Source organism: Pseudomonas sp. OE 28.3 (assembly GCF_014268205.2).
In the GTDB taxonomy this organism is placed as follows: Bacteria; Pseudomonadota; Gammaproteobacteria; order Pseudomonadales; family Pseudomonadaceae; genus Aquipseudomonas; species Aquipseudomonas edaphica.
On sequence record NZ_CP077082.1, the window covers coordinates 4,853,323 to 4,868,242 of the forward strand.

At 59.5% G+C, this 14,920-nt stretch carries 13 protein-coding genes; all 13 read right to left on the reverse strand.

Going from position 1 to position 14,920, the window contains the following annotated elements; all coding sequences use genetic code 11:
- Positions 1 to 6 precede the first annotated feature (6 nt).
- On the reverse strand, positions 7 to 1,026 hold the full coding sequence (fliG, locus tag HU759_RS21690) for a flagellar motor switch protein FliG (RefSeq protein ID WP_010208743.1): 1,020 nt from the start codon (positions 1,024 to 1,026) through the stop codon (positions 7 to 9).
- The gene (fliF, locus tag HU759_RS21695) at positions 1,019 to 2,794 is read right to left on the reverse strand and encodes a flagellar basal-body MS-ring/collar protein FliF (protein WP_017134938.1); all 1,776 of its coding nucleotides are present in this window, start codon (positions 2,792 to 2,794) and stop codon (positions 1,019 to 1,021) included. Before fliF ends, fliG begins: the two co-directional genes overlap by 8 nt.
- A gap of 16 nt (positions 2,795 to 2,810) precedes the next feature.
- Entirely contained in the window at positions 2,811 to 3,140 is a 330-nt protein-coding gene (gene fliE, locus HU759_RS21700) for a flagellar hook-basal body complex protein FliE (protein ID WP_016972029.1), read from the reverse strand.
- Between the two features lie 131 nt (positions 3,141 to 3,271).
- Positions 3,272 to 4,651 (reverse strand): sigma-54 dependent transcriptional regulator, encoded by a 1,380-nt coding sequence (locus HU759_RS21705; protein ID WP_170040634.1) that lies wholly within the window; start codon positions 4,649 to 4,651, stop codon positions 3,272 to 3,274.
- 7 nt (positions 4,652 to 4,658) lie between these two features.
- Positions 4,659 to 5,870, reverse strand: a complete 1,212-nt coding sequence (locus HU759_RS21710) for an ATP-binding protein (protein WP_099549001.1) — start codon at positions 5,868 to 5,870, stop codon at positions 4,659 to 4,661.
- 110 nt (positions 5,871 to 5,980) lie between these two features.
- Positions 5,981 to 7,456 carry a sigma-54 dependent transcriptional regulator gene (locus HU759_RS21715; RefSeq protein WP_017134934.1) on the reverse strand — a complete coding sequence of 492 codons (1,476 nt, stop codon included), beginning with the start codon at positions 7,454 to 7,456 and terminating at the stop codon, positions 5,981 to 5,983.
- 169 nt (positions 7,457 to 7,625) lie between these two features.
- Entirely contained in the window at positions 7,626 to 7,922 is a 297-nt protein-coding gene (gene fliT, locus HU759_RS21720; RefSeq protein ID WP_170040633.1) for a flagellar protein FliT, read from the reverse strand.
- Between the two features lie 25 nt (positions 7,923 to 7,947).
- Positions 7,948 to 8,352, reverse strand: a complete 405-nt coding sequence (fliS, locus tag HU759_RS21725) for a flagellar export chaperone FliS (RefSeq protein WP_138452693.1) — start codon at positions 8,350 to 8,352, stop codon at positions 7,948 to 7,950.
- Positions 8,353 to 8,491: 139 nt separating this feature from the next.
- On the reverse strand, positions 8,492 to 9,898 hold the full coding sequence (gene fliD / locus HU759_RS21730; protein ID WP_170040632.1) for a flagellar filament capping protein FliD: 1,407 nt from the start codon (positions 9,896 to 9,898) through the stop codon (positions 8,492 to 8,494).
- 81 nt (positions 9,899 to 9,979) lie between these two features.
- Entirely contained in the window at positions 9,980 to 10,330 is a 351-nt protein-coding gene (locus HU759_RS21735) for a flagellar protein FlaG (RefSeq protein ID WP_170040631.1), read from the reverse strand.
- A gap of 74 nt (positions 10,331 to 10,404) precedes the next feature.
- Positions 10,405 to 11,823, reverse strand: a complete 1,419-nt coding sequence (locus HU759_RS21740) for a flagellin (protein ID WP_170040630.1) — start codon at positions 11,821 to 11,823, stop codon at positions 10,405 to 10,407.
- Between the two features lie 285 nt (positions 11,824 to 12,108).
- Complete coding sequence (locus tag HU759_RS21745) at positions 12,109 to 13,038, reverse strand: ketoacyl-ACP synthase III (RefSeq protein ID WP_170040629.1); 930 nt, start codon at positions 13,036 to 13,038, stop codon at positions 12,109 to 12,111.
- A gap of 279 nt (positions 13,039 to 13,317) precedes the next feature.
- Positions 13,318 to 14,919, reverse strand: coding sequence for a flagellar hook-associated protein 3 (locus tag HU759_RS21750; RefSeq protein ID WP_170040628.1), 1,602 nt, complete (start codon positions 14,917 to 14,919; stop codon positions 13,318 to 13,320).
- Position 14,920: the final 1 nt, after the last annotated feature.

A 14,920-nucleotide genomic window follows, 5' to 3' on the forward strand; every position in this document is an offset into this window, starting at 1 on the left:
CGCGCCTTAGATCATTTCTTCGCCGCCCTTCCCACCGAGAACGATTTCTCCGGCTTCGGCCATACGGCGGGCAATGGTGAGGATTTCTTTCTGCGCGGTTTCGACGTCGCTGACGCGCACCGGGCCTTTGGCTTCGAGGTCGTCGCGCAACAGTTCGGACGCACGCTTGGACATGTTCTTGAAAATCTTCTCTTTGACGTTTTCGTCCGAGCCTTTGAGGGCCAGCACCAGCACGTCGGAGGAGACTTCGCGCAGCAACGCCTGGATGCCACGGTCATCGACATCGGAGAGGTTGTTGAACACGAACATGAGGTCTTCGATCTGGCCGGACAGGGTGTCGTCGATCTCGCGGATCGAGTCCATCAACTGGCCTTCGACCGAGCTGTCGAGGAAGTTCATGATGTCGGCCGCACGCTTGATGCCGCCCAAGGTGGTGCGCGAAGCGTTCGAGTTGCCAGAGAACTGCTTCTCCAGAATCGTGTTGAGTTCTTTCAGGGCTGCCGGCTGCACGGTGTTCAGCGACGACACGCGCAGAATGATATCCAGGCGTACTTTATGGTCGAAGTGGCCGAGCACTTCACCGGCCTGGTCCGGGTCGAGGTAAGCGACGACGATGGCCTGGATCTGCGGGTGCTCGTAGCGGATCACGTCGGCCACCGCGCGCGGCTCCATCCACTTGAGGCTGTCCAGGCCACTGGTGTTGCCACCCAGCAGGATGCGGTCGATCAGGCCGTTGGCCTTGTCTTCGCCAAGTGCCGAGGTGAGCATCTTGCGGATATAGCTGTCGGAGCCGACGCCCAGGCTGGTCTGGTCGCCGACGATCTCGACGAACTCACTCATCACCTGCTCGACTTGCTCGCGGTGCACATTGCGCATCTGCGCCATGGCCACGCCCACGCGCTGGACCTCTTTAGGCCCCATGTGGCGCAGCACTTGGGCAGCGTCGGTTTCACCCAGGGACAGCAACAGGACTGCGGCTTTGTCGACCTTGGTGAGCTTGGCAACAGCGGCTCGATTATCACTCATCTGCGTTGATCCACTCTTTCACGACCTGGGCCACACGGCCCGGGTCTTCTGCTACCAGACTCTTGATTGCGTTCAGCTGAGCGTCATAGCCTTCGCTCGGGCTTGGCAACAGGATGCTTTGCGGGCCGCCGAGGCTGACGCGGTCGTTGGCCAGTTCGCCGTCCAGGCCGCCCATGCCACCCAACTCGACGTCGCCACCGGCCAAGGCCAGCTGTTTCTTGCCGTTGCCGGTGATGTTGTTGAGCACCGGACGCAGCACGCCGAACACCAGCACCAGAATGAACAACACACCCAGCACTTGTTTAACGATGTCCCAGAACCACGGCTGCGTGTAGAACGCAGGGTCGGCGATCACTTCGGCGCGCTCGGCGGAGAACGGCATGTTGATCACGCTGACGCTGTCACCCCGGCTGGCGTCGAAGCCGACGGCGTCCTGCACCAGGCGCGTGAAACGGGCCAACTCATCAGTGCTCCAAGGCGCACGGGTGACGGCGCCGTCAGCCGGGTTGACCTTGACCTGATCATCGACCACTACCGACACCGACAGGCGATTGATCTTGCCCTGCTGCTGCTTGGTGTGGCTGATGGAACGGTCGAGTTCGAAGTTCTTGGTCGACTGGTTACGCTTGTCCGCCGGGTACGGCGCGAGCATCGGCTGGCCGGTGGCCGGGTCCATGATCTGCTGGCCGTTGGCGTCCAACAATGGCTGCCCAGGCTGGATCGCGCCAGCCGTAGCGGCCGCGCCACCGGTGGTTTGTGGTGCAGTCGCCGGAGCCGGTGGCTGGTTGCTCAGGGCACCCGGCACACCTTGCGGGCCATTGCTGGCGGTGCGTTGTTCGCTGGTGGACTGCTCGCTGCGCAGCGCCGGTTGGTCGGGGTTGAACTGTTCGGAGGTCGACTCGACCGCGCTGAAATCCACGTCGGCGGACACTTCAGCCTTGTAGCGATCGTTGCCCAACACCGGTTGCAGGATGTTGTGCACGCGTTGGGTCAGCATGCTTTCCATGCGACGGCTGTAGTCGAACTGCTTGCCGGCCTGGGTCAGCGCGGAGTTCTCGGCCTGGTCAGACAGCAGGTTGCCCTTCTGGTCGACCACGGTGATTTGCGACTTGCTCAATTCGGGAACGCTGGTGGCCACCAGGTTGATGATCGCCAGTACCTGGCCAGGCTCCAGGGAGCGGCCGGAAAACAGTTCAACCAATACCGAGGCACTGGGCTTGCGTTCGTCACGCACGAACACCGAGCTTTTCGGGATCGCCAGGTGCACGCGGGCGCCCTTGACGTTGTTCAGGCTGCTGATGGTGCGCGCCAGCTCGCCTTCCAGGCCACGACGGTAGCGGGTGGCCTCCATGAACTGGCTGGTGCCCAGGCCCTGGTCCTTGTCGAGGATTTCAAAACCGATATTGCTGTCGGACGGCGTTACGCCGGCCGCAGCCAGCTTCATGCGCGCACGGGCCACGTCATCAGCCTTGACCAGCAAGGCGCCGGAGTTGGGCTCCACGGTGTAGGCGATGTCGGCGGCGGCCAGGGTTTCCATGATCTGCTTGGAATCCATGCCGGCCAGGCTGCCGTACAGCGGGCGGTAATCAGGTTGTTGCGACCACAACACCACGGCAAAACCAATCGCCACACTGGCGGCCAGGCCGACCATCAGGCCCACCTGACGCAGCATGGTCATTTCCGAGAGGTTTTCCAGGAACGACAGGCCAAACAGCGGCGGCTTGCCGTCTGCCTTGGCGGGTACGTTGTCGGAGACTGCTTCTGCCATGACTTAAATCTCGTCCTTAAACCGGCATCTGCATGATGTCTTGATAAGCCTGAACCAGCTTGTTACGCACTTGGGTCAAGGCTTGAAAGGAAACGCTGGCCTTTTGCGAGGCGACCATCACATCGGTGAGGTCCACGCCGCTCTTGCCGATCTCGAAGGCGGTGGCCAACTGATTGGAGGCTTGCTGGGTGTCGCTGACTTTGTTGATTGCCTGACCGAGCATGTCGGCAAAACTGCTTTGGCCCAATTCCGGCGCTGGCGCGACGGATTTCGGTTGAGCCATGGCATCCATTTGCATGGAGCGCATATCCAACATCAACCGATTGAACTCAATACCCTGGCTCATGACCTTCTCTCTCCGACGACCCGCAATTTTTTGACACTACGCAGCGGTTACTACGGGTGGTAGCAACAAGGGTGCCAGCTCCGTGGCAATTCGTAAGAAAAGGCGACAAACCCTGTCAGCCCAAGAATTTTTCACGTGGCGAAAAGGTAGGCTTCCACGTCCATCCCGGCGTCGCGCATCTGTGCCAGCTTGTAGCGCAGGGTGCGCGGGCTGATGCCCAGGCGCTCAGCGGCCTCTTTGCGGCGGCCGCGCTCGGCACGCAAGGTGTCGATGATCATCTGGAATTCGCGGCGGCGCAGGTCGTCGCCCAGGGCACCGCCGGACTCGGTTTCGGCAGCCGCCACAGGTGCGGGCGCCAGGCTCGGCAACGGCGCGCTGCCATTGCCCATGGCCAGGCAGAAGTCTTGCGGCTGGATCAAGCCGCCCTGCTGCAAAATCAGCGCGCGCTGGATGGCGTTGTCCAATTCGCGCACGTTGCCGGGCCATGGGTAGCTGATCAGGCAAGCCTGGGCCTCAGCCGACAACCGCGCCTGGGCGTGCTTCATTTTTTTGACGTGGTTGTTCAGCAGGCGCTCGGCCAGCGGGATGATATCCGCCGGGCGCTCGCGCAACGGGCGCCAGGCCAGCGGGAATACGGATAGCCGGTAGAACAGGTCTTCACGAAAGCGCCCCGCCGCCACTTCGCCCGCGAGGTCGCGGTTGGTGGTGGCAACCACGCGGATATCCAGCTGGATCGGCTTGCGTGCGCCCACACGCTCAACCTCACGCTCCTGCAACACCCGCAGCAGCTTGGCTTGCAGGCCCAGGGGCATTTCCGAGATTTCGTCGAGCAGGATGGTGCCGCCGTCGGCCTGTTCGAACTTGCCGGCCTGGGCCGCGATGGCGCCGGTGAACGAGCCTTTTTCATGGCCGAACAAGGTGGCTTCAAGCATGTTGTCGGGGATGGCCGCGCAGTTGATCGCGATAAAGGGTTGTTTGGCGCGGCTCGATTGCTGGTGGATATACCGCGCCAGCACTTCTTTACCGGTGCCGGACTCGCCGGAGATCAGCACGGTGGAATCGCTACGCGCCACACGCGCTGCCAGTTCCAGCAACTGTGCGCTGGCCGGCTCAAAGGCAATCGGGCCTTCGCCGTCGGCATTCGAAACAACGCCGAGTGCATGCCGGGCAACCAGTTCGATCAGGGCTTTAGGCTCAAAGGGTTTGACCAGGTAATCCGCCGCGCCCTGGCGCATGGCGTCCACCGCCCGCTCCACGGCGCCATGGGCGGTCATCAGCAGCACCGGCAACTGCGGCTGGCGCGCGCGCAGCAGGCCGAGCAACTGGTGGCCGTCCATGCCGGGCATGTTGACGTCACTGACCACCAGGCTGAAAGATTCCTGCTCAACCGCCTCCAAGGCTTCCTCGGCAGAACCGACCGCCCGGTAGTCATGGCCCGCCAACAGCAGCGTGTCAGCCAATGCTTCACGCAGGGCGCGATCGTCTTCGACCAATAAAACCTTGATAGCCATAGTCCTTTTACTCCGCGCTTGCCGTGCTGGAAAACAGCGGCAAGGTCATCAATGCACAGGTGCCACGCCCCAACCGGGAGTGCAGCTGCAATTCTCCCTGATGCGCGCGTGCCACGGCCTTGACCACGGTCAGGCCGAGGCCAGTGCCGTTGGTCTTGGTGGTAAAAAACGGTTCGCCCAAGCGTTGCAGCACACACGGCTCAATGCCGCTGCCGCTGTCGCTGATACACAGGCGCAGGGTTTGCTCGCGGGTGTACAGGTGCACCTTGAGCCGCGCCCCGGGCAGGCTTGCCTGGGTGGCGTTTTCGATCAGGTTGAGCAAAGCGCCGACCAGGGTGTCGCGGTTGCACAGCAACTCGCCCTGGTGGCTGTCGCACTGCCAACGCACCTGGGCGTCCTGGATATGGGTGGCCGCCGCCGCTTGCAGCGACTGCATCAACATAGCCGGCGTAACGCGGTCGGTCAGCGGCAATTCGCCGCGGGCAAACACCAGCATGTCGCGCACCTGGTGCTCCAACTCATGCAGGCGCTCTTTAAGGCGGCCAGCAAAACGTTGGTGGGTGGCGGCCGGCAATTGCTCATCAGTCAAATGACTGGCGTAGATCAGCGCCGCCGACAACGGCGTGCGGATCTGATGCGCCAAAGAAGCAACCATCCGCCCCAACGACGACAAGCGCTCATGGCGCGCCAGTTGGTCTTGCAGGTGACGGGTTTCCGTCAGGTCGTTGAGCAGCACCAGTTGGCCAGGCTCGGCGTCCAGGGAACGGGTGGCGATGGACAGACGGCGGCCGTCCTTGAGGGAGATTTCGTGGCCGTCGTCTTCACGGGGGGCGAAGCAACGGGCGATGACTTCCCGCCATAACTCGCCTTCCAGCGGCAGGCCGAGCATGTCGACGGCAGCCGGGTTGGCTTCACGCACGCGGCCCTGATCATCAATGACGATCACGCCACCGGGCAGCAGCGACAGCAGGTTTTGCAGACGGTTGGCCAGGCGCTCTTTCTCGGCCAGCTCTTGCATGCGCTGGGCACTGACCACCGCCAGTTCGCCTTTAAGCTCGGAAACCCGCGCCTCCAGCAAGCTGTAAGAGTCAGTCAGTTGGCTCGACATCTGGCTGAACTGCGAGAACGCCTGCTCAAGACCCTGCCGGGTAAGCGGCTCTGCAGACGGAACGAGCCCCGGGATAGCAGGGGCTGTAGAAAGTTGGGCGGCGTGGGGCATCATGCTCTCTCGCTTGGCTGACCGTCAGTTAAACGGAACGTTGCGAGGGCTATAGCAATACCCGTGCCGAAAAAAAACTACTGATATTTCAGTAGCTTAAAAAACAGGCGTCAATCATCCGCCTGTTCATCACCTTCCCGGCGGCTCATACCGTACTTGCGCATCTTCTCAACCAAGGTGGTTCGACGGATACGCAAGCGCTCGGCGGCACGGGCGACAATGCCGTTGGCATCGTCCAGCGCCTGCTGGATCAGGCCTTGTTCGAGGCTACCGAGGTAGTCCTTCAAGTCCAGGCCTTCGGGCGGCAGCATGGCGGTGGAGCCGAAGTCCGGCGTGTGGCCGTTGATGGCCACGCGCTCTTCGAGGTCGGTGCGCAGGCTGTCGACCAGTTGCTCGTCTTCGTCGTCGACGTAGCGAAATTTCTTCGGCAACTCGACCACGCCGATCACACCGTAGGGGTGCATGATCGCCATGCGCTCCACCAGGTTGGCCAGCTCACGCACGTTGCCCGGCCAGCCGTGGCGGCACAGGGACATGATCGCGGCGGAGTTGAAGCGAATCGAACCGCGCTTTTCGTGCTCCATGCGCGAGATCAACTCGTTCATCAGCAACGGGATGTCTTCCACGCGTTCGCGCAGCGGGGCCATCTCGATGGGGAATACGTTGAGGCGGTAGTACAGGTCTTCGCGGAAGCTGCCGACCTCGATCATGCTTTCGAGGTTTTTGTGGGTGGCCGCGATGATGCGCACGTCGACGCTCTGGGTCTTGTTGCTGCCCACGCGCTCGAAGGTGCGTTCCTGCAACACGCGCAACAGCTTGACCTGCATCGGCAGCGGCATGTCGCCGATTTCGTCGAGGAACAAGGTGCCGCCGTTGGCTAGCTCAAAACGCCCGGCACGGCTGGTGATCGCCCCGGTAAAGGCGCCCTTCTCGTGGCCGAACAGTTCGCTTTCGAGCAGCTCTGCCGGGATCGCCCCGCAGTTGACCGGCACGAAAGGCCCGTCGCGGCGCTTGGAGTGGTAGTGCAGGTTGCGGGCGACCACTTCCTTGCCGGTGCCGGATTCGCCAAGGATCAGCACGCTGGCGTCGGTGTCAGCGACTTGCTGCATCATCTGGCGCACGTGCTGGATCGCACGGCTGGTGCCGACGAGGCTGCGGAACAGGTTGGGTTCACGGTGACGGCCGCGCTCGCGGGCCTGGTCGTACATCTCGCGATAGACCTGGGCACGGTGCAGCGAATCGAGCAATTTGCTGTAGCTGGGCGGCATTTCCAGGGTTGAAAGCACGCGGCGGCGCTGGTCTTCCGGCAGGTCCACGGAAGAAATATCGCCCATCAGCAACACCGGAAGGAACTCATCCCAGGTCGACAGTGTCTTTAACAGGCCCAAAATGGCGCCAGGAGCATTTACCGTCCCGATCAGCACACAGATAACTTCACGGCTCGACGACAAAGAGCTGACCGCCTGCTGCCAGTCATGGCTGCCGCAGGGTAAATTTTCTTCACCGAGAAAATTTAAAATCACCGCTAAATCGCGGCGGCGGACGCTATCGTCATCAATCAGCAGAATTTTGGTTTCACGCCACATGCAATAGCAACTTCCCTAGTAAAACTTCCTGCCCCAGAGTGAGGGCAATCGAGACGCCTGTAGGACTTCATACCTTACTGACGCCTGAAATCTGAAAACAGCACTAGTTAAGTCAAAAATACGAGCACAGTCAAATATATGACGCGCTGTTCGGATTAACTGAGCCAGTTCAGCCGAACAGATGGTAAACCTTTGACGCACTTTGCGCGCGGTTGATCTGCGACATCTCTTCGAAAATCGCCTGGCGCTCGCCGGTCGTCACTTCCAGCAACTGCTGATACACCGCCAGCAGGCTTTCCAGCTTTTCCCGCAGTGCATCCTCGTCCACCGGCGCTTCGCTGAGCACTTCATCGATGACGTTGCGGCAGCCCATATCCAGTTCACCAATGGCGTCCCAGTTGCGCTCCGCCAACGCGCCGATCAGCGCTTCACGGGTTTCATCAATGCGTTGCAGTGCGTGGCTCATGACGTATTCCTCAAGGCCGTTGGCCTTATTGTGCAGCACCTTGTGGCTCAGCGATGGCATCCCAGCCTTCTTTTACGGTAATCAGCAAACGGGCGACTTCGTCGATCATGTCGGCGTCGTTATGCAGGTTGGCTTCCATCAAACGGTTTGTCATGTACACATACAAGCCTTCCAATTGCTGGACGTATTCCTTGTTATCGCTTTTTTCCGCATTCAGGCCATCACGAAGGCCGATCAGGATATCGGTGGCCTTGCCCAGCATCAGGCCTTTCTGAGCGACGTCGCCACGCGCCAGCGCGCCTTTGGCTTGGGCCATACGGTCCAGGCCACCTTCCATCAGCATCTGCACCAGGCGATGCGGGCTGGCCTCAGAGATTTGGGCATGGGAATTGACCTTCTGGTATTGGCGAAGGGCTCTCATGGGATTCATGTTTCTACCTCGTGACAGGCAACAGCGAGAAGGTTTTCAGTAACCAATATGTCGACTGGGTCGCAAAAAACTTTAACCCGCCGGTCTCAGAAAGAACAAAGCCCAGGTCAACGGACCCGGGCTTTTTTTATGCGATCAATCAGCTGCTGCTGCTTTTCGAATTACTGATCGCATTGAGCGTGCCGAGAATGCTGTTGCTCTGCTGGCGCAACTGCGCCACCAGGGTATCCATGGCCGTGTACTTGCGGGTCAAGGCGTCTTGCATCGTCGTCAGACGCTCATCCAGATCGGTCTGCTGCTTGGTCAGATCTTTCAGGCTGTCGGCCAACGACGTCGTGCGTGTCGCCAGAATCCCGGTGGTGGGCTTGGCGTAGGAGTCGGTCGCGGCCGTCAAGCGTGCGAGCAGACCGGTCTTGCCGCTGAAGATACTGTTGATATCGGCGGCATTGGTCAGCACCGCCTTGTCCCACTGCTTGCTGTCGATGCTCAGCGCGCCTGTATCCTGGTCGGTGGTGACACCAAATTGCGCCAGGGACTTGATGGTACCGTTGCCGGAGAGTGAGTTGAACTCGTTACGGATCGCCGCCTGCAAGGTGCGCATGGTCGAGTCGCCGGTCAGGGTCGCGGCAATGGAGTTACCGGCAGCATCTTTGGTGACCTTGGTCTCGGCGTTCATGGCCTTGAGCAGGGCGTTATAAGTGTCGACGAAGCCCTTGACCCCGGACTTGAGCGCGGTGGTGCTGGTGGTGACCGAAATGGTCATGGCCGTACGTGGCGCGTCTTTAGTCTGATCGTTGGCCGTGACCGTAGGCGACAGCGACAGCAATTTAATGCTCACCCCACTCACCGCATCCGTGATGCTGTTGGATTTGGACTCCGCCGCAATACCATCAATGGTGTACTTGGCGTTCTGAGGCGGGCTGACTACCGTGTAGCCGGTATCAATCCCAGAGTTGCCCGACATCGTCAGGTCCGAACCAACCCCGCCATTGGTGGAGGTCAGAATAAGACGCGAACCCGTGGAGTCTGTGAGGATGTTGGCACTCAAGCCGGCGGTGCCGAACGTGGTGTTGATCGAATCACGCACCTGTTGCAGCGTCGCGCCCGCCGGCACACTCAGGTCGAAGTTCTTGCCCGACTGCGAGATGGTCAGCGTTGTCGGCGTGGTGCCGGCGTTCACGACTGTCGACTGGCCACCGACAAACGTTTTGGTCGATAGCTTCGACGGTGTGGCCAGCTGGTTGACGATCAACGAAAAGCTACCGTTCGCAGCCCCCGGGTTAGCCGTCATGGTGGCGACCTTTTCATCCGAAGACGTACCGGTCAAGCCACTGAAGCTGTTATCGGTGCCCATGCTGGTCAGCGCACCACGGAAGGCGTCCAGGGCAGCCTGGATCTTGCCGATCGACGACAGCTGGGTAGTTGCCTTTTGCGATTGGGTGTTGATCTGCGCCTGTTTCGGCGCGCGCTCGGCATCCACCAGGGACTTCACAATCGCCTGGGTATCGAAGCCCGATCCCACGCCCGTAATCGTTGTACCCGCCATCATCTTTCTCCTGTTCCGGTGGCTGCCGTTATCTTGACGAACAACACTTCAAGTCGTAGCAGCAACAAATTTCATGCCAGCTTAAGCCTTGTCGTCAAACAACACGTGGCTGGCGCTGGACAAGCTTTGCGCCAGCTTCAAGGCAGTTTCCGAGGGAATCTGGCGGATCACTTCACCGGTGTCGGTGGCAATGACCTTGACCACAACCCTGTGGGTGGAATCATCAATAGAAAAATCCAGATTACGCTGGGCCGCTTGTACGAATTCTTTAATATCAGTGACCGCTTTTTCCAGATCGCCCTTTTGGGACGCGTCTGCGGTTGGCGCGGCCGGCTCAACCTTGCTCTTGTCTTTGTCAGCAACCACAGGTGCCGCACTGCCTTGAGTGGCCAGCGGCGGATAAGACAAGTTCAACTTTACATTCATGTCCATGCCCAATCTCCTCTGATTGGAAAAGACGAAAGGGCACGTAAACGCGCCCTTCCGTCAGTTACCAAGTGCCGTGATTACTGAAGCAGCTTCAGTACAGCGGATGGCAGCTGGTTAGCCTGCGACAGGATCGCAGTGGAAGCGGACTGCAGGGTTTGCTGCTTGGTCAGTTCAGCGGCTTCGGAAGCGAAGTCGACGTCCTGGATGGTGGAGCGAGCAGCGGTGCTGTTTTTCTGGATGTTGGACAGGTTATCCACAGTGCTGGTCAGACGGTTCTGTACCGCACCCAGGCCCGAACGGGAGCTGGAGATGGTAGCGATAGCCTGGTCGATCACGGACACAGCGTTCTGGGCCTTGGTGGCGTCAGTCACGTCGGTCTGCGATACGAGGGTCTTGGTCGAAGCAGCCGAAGTAGCGGCACCGAAGACATCGGTCACACCAGCACCTTCCAAGGAGTAACCCTTCGAGGAGTTCAAGTTCACAGCGCCGGTAGCGATTAGGCCGTCGGCCAGGGCAATACCAGTGCCGTAAGCGCCGGCACCGTTTTTAGTGGCAACAGTGATCGAACCGGCAGCAGTCGAAGAGCTGAAAGTCAGGTTTTCGCCGGTGTCGGATTTAACCGACAGGGTGCCTTTGGATTGGTCAAAGTTAACGCTGATACCCAGTTTGGCCGAGTTGGACTTCAGCTGTTCTGCCAGGCTGGCGGTGTCAGTCACGCCAACGAACGTAGTGGCTTGGCCGCCAACGGTCATGGTGAACGAAGCCGGAGCGGTAGCAGCAGCGCCGCCGACCACGAACTGTGCTTCGGTGCTGGCGGTAGCGCTCAGACCACCGATAGCACCGTTCAGCTGGGCAGCAATTTGTTGAGCAGAAGCTTTAGCACCGATAGTAACGGAGGCAGTCTGGCCGTTACCGGTTACGGCGATTGGGCCACCTGCAACTCCCGTAGTGCTCGGAGCGATGCCCAGGCTGCTGATCTGCTGCGAACCGATGTTGTTGGCTGCAACGTTGTCCAGGGACAGGTTGATGGTTTCGTTAGCGTTGGCGCCAACCTGGATAGCTTTGGTACCGTACGAACCGTCCAGCAGCTTCTGGCCACCGAAAGTAGTGGTTTGAGCGATACGGGTCAGTTCCGAAGTCAGAGCCTGGTATTCGTCGTTGTTCGACTTACGGTCGTCGGTGCTCAGGGAGCCGGTAGCCGAGGACAGAGCCAGGGTACGCATTTTTTGCAGAATGTCGGTCGAAGCCTGCATTGCGCCTTCAGCGGTCTGCGCGATGGAGATACCATCGTTGGCGTTCTTTACAGCTTGACCCAGGCCGTTGATCTGGCTGGTCATGCGGTTAGCGATACCGAGGCCGGCGGCGTCGTCTTTAGCGCTGTTGATACGCAGGCCGGAAGACAGGCGCTGCATGGAAGTGGCCAGGGCGCCGCCAGCTTTGTTCAGGTTGCCCTGAGTAGTGATCGAAGCAATGTTGGTGTTTACTGTTAAAGCCATGACGAAATCCTCGTTGGATGGATACTGCGGCTTCCGGCCCTGGCAACCGCCGGGTGTGGCCTGAGAACCTACGTAATAGTTATCGTCGTGGGAGCCGGTTGCTTGAGGGTTTTTTTGAAATTTTTTACTAGCCCTATGCCATCCCTTGCATTTCAAGGGTTTACGGTAGCTCAAAACCCCGGATTCATTGGCTTTTCTGGCGCCAAATAAAAAACGCCGATGATCGGTCGATCATCGGCGTTTTTTTATGAAGCGCTCGTAGAGCGCGTTCAGGCTATTAAAGCGTCACGGGCGATAGAGAATCGCCGAGCCCCAGGACAGGCCCACACCAAAGCCACTGATCGCCACGCGCTTCCAGGTCGCGCCCATCACGTGCTTCTCCAGCAGCAGTGGAATGCTTGACGACACGGTGTTACCGGTCTCGACCATGTCCTTGATGAACTTGTCCACCGGCGCATCTTCAAAACGCCGCGCCACGGCATCGACAATCGCCGCACTGCCTTGGTGAATGCAGAACGCATCGATGTCGTCAGCCTTGAGGTCGGACTCATTGAGCAACTCGTGCAAATGCGCCGGCACCTTTAGCAAGGCAAAGTTGAATACCTGGCGGCCATTCATAAAGAACACGCCGTCGCTGACCTTCAGGTGCGGTGCGCCGGAACCATCAGTGCCGAACTTGGACTTGCCCAGCAACCATGGCGCGTCTTCGCCCATCCAGGTGGCGGTGGCGGCGTCGCCGAACAACATGGTGGTGTTGCGATCTTCTGGGTCGACGATTTTCGAATACGGGTCGGCGGTGATCAGCAGTCCGTTTTTCAGGCCAGCGGCTTCCATGAAACCCTTCATCGCGTAAATGCCGTAGACATAGCCGGAGCAGCCCAGGGAAATATCGAAGGCGGCCACATGGGTCGGCAGGCCGAGCTTGTCCTGAACGATGGCGGCGGTGTGGGGCAGACCCTCTTCGTCGCCGTTCTGGGTCACGACGATCAGCGCGTCAATCGACTCACGCTTCAAATCCGGGTTGTTGGCAAACAAAGCGTTGACCGCCTCGACACACAGATCGGAGGTTTCCTGCGCGGCTTCCTTGCGCGGCAAGAACGCCGAACCGATCTTGCCAATGATGAATTCTTCATCCTTGGCGAATTTGGCACCCTGGGCGTAGTTATCGATCCCGTCTGCCGGCACGTAACTGGCGATGCTTTTTATGCCAATCATTGTGGCTTCCCAATACTAAATAGCTGGAGAACACCCCGCGAACGGTGTCGGGGGCGCTGACAATAAAGGGGATAACCCCACAAAAATCTCGCTGAAAGCCTGCGCGCAACGACCTGGCGACGACTTATCCTTTTCACACGATACAGTGAAGATGCGCTTTATGACTCACAGGTCACTCAATTTTGTGTGCTTTGTGCAAAACCTTCAAACAATTAAGCCGCACAAACGACAACGGCCCAGCCTGTTTCCAGGCTGGGCCGCTGCGTATTCGCGATGAATTTACATGCGGCTGAACAGGGTCAACTGGGAAATTTTCACGAAAGCCAGCTGCGACGCCTGCAGCATGGTTTGCTGCAACGTCAGGTTGATCGCCGCCTCACCCATGTCGATGTTGGCCAGATCACTCATGGTGCTGGTATTGGCCAAGCCAATACTGGTGTTTTCACCGGCCTGGATATCCAGGGCATTCTGCCGCGCACCGATGGAGCCGCGCACGTTATCGAGCTGGGTACGTGAATTGGCCAGGTTGCTGATCGATGCATCCAGGACATCCTTGAGCTTGATCGCCGCCGCCGGATTGTTGTCGGCAGGTTGCTCCAGTGCCTGACGCAACTGGCTGAGGGTATCCAGCGCGTTCTGGGTTTTCTTGGTACTGGCACCGACTGAGAACTGATCACCCGCCTGCGGTGGCCCGGCATTCACATCAAACGTCACCCCAGCCGCCGTGACCGTTGTACCGCCGCCGGTATCACCGGTGGCAATGGCCTTGCTGTCGGCCGAGTAAGGCTGGGCGTACACCTCGTAGGCGGTGGCGCTGGTGAACTTGATAACCGCGCCACTGTTGGCCGGGAACGTGCTGGCGTAGTCCGCCTGATTGGACACACGGGCACCGGTCAATTGTGCGGTGGAGGCATTGCTTGGCGTGCGCGAGACACTGAAGGTATCCGGCTTGGCTTCCAGGCTGAACGAACGATCCTTGACCAGTGCATCAGAGTTGGCGCCGGGCGCGACATCGCCCAGGTTCAACGTGATGTCGAACTTCACACCGCGCAACGCAACGCTGGTACTGCCTTCCTTGGTGGCATCGAACGTGCCGTTGCCCGGAATCTCGGACGTCACGTCGTTGCCGTCCTTGTCGGCCACTTTGTATTGCGTGCTGCTGGTAAAGGTCAGCTTGTAAGGCTGGCCATCGGCGAATTTCTTGGTGTAGTCGATGCCCGAAGTGACCAACCCGGCCGACAGCGCGACCTTGTTATCGTTGACCGTAGGCGGCACCGTCTGCGGCACCGGTGGCAGCCACGTGGCCTGGGTACGCCCAGAGTTTGCTGCGCCTTCCAGAATGGTCTTGCCGGTATCACCAGCACTGACATTCAGTGTATTGGAAACCTGCAGGCTCAGCGGCGTTTCATCGCCCTGATAGCTGTAGGTGCCATCGCTGTTACGCGAATACGGCGGGGTCTGGGACTTGGAGCCGGAGAACATATAGTTGCCGGACGAGTCTTTGCTGTTGAGCAGCCCCAGTACCTGATTTTCAATCGCGCCGATCTCGCTGGCGATAGACCGGCGATCAGCGTCGCTGATCGAACCACCGGCACGCAAGGCCAACTGGCTGGCGCGCTGCATGGCATCGTCGATCGAACTCAGTACGCTTTCTTCGTTGGTCAGGGAGTTCTTCAGGCTGGTGACGTTGCCGCTGAACTGGCCCAGCATGTCTTTTTGCTGTTGCAGCAACAACAAACGCGCCGCCGCTACCGGATCATCCGCGGCGGTTTGCACACGCACACCGGAGCTGGCCTGCTCCTGGGCCTTGACCACACTGGAGTAGTTATCTGAATACTTGGTGGAGCTGGTTTCAAAATATTGAGCAGTAGAAATACGCATC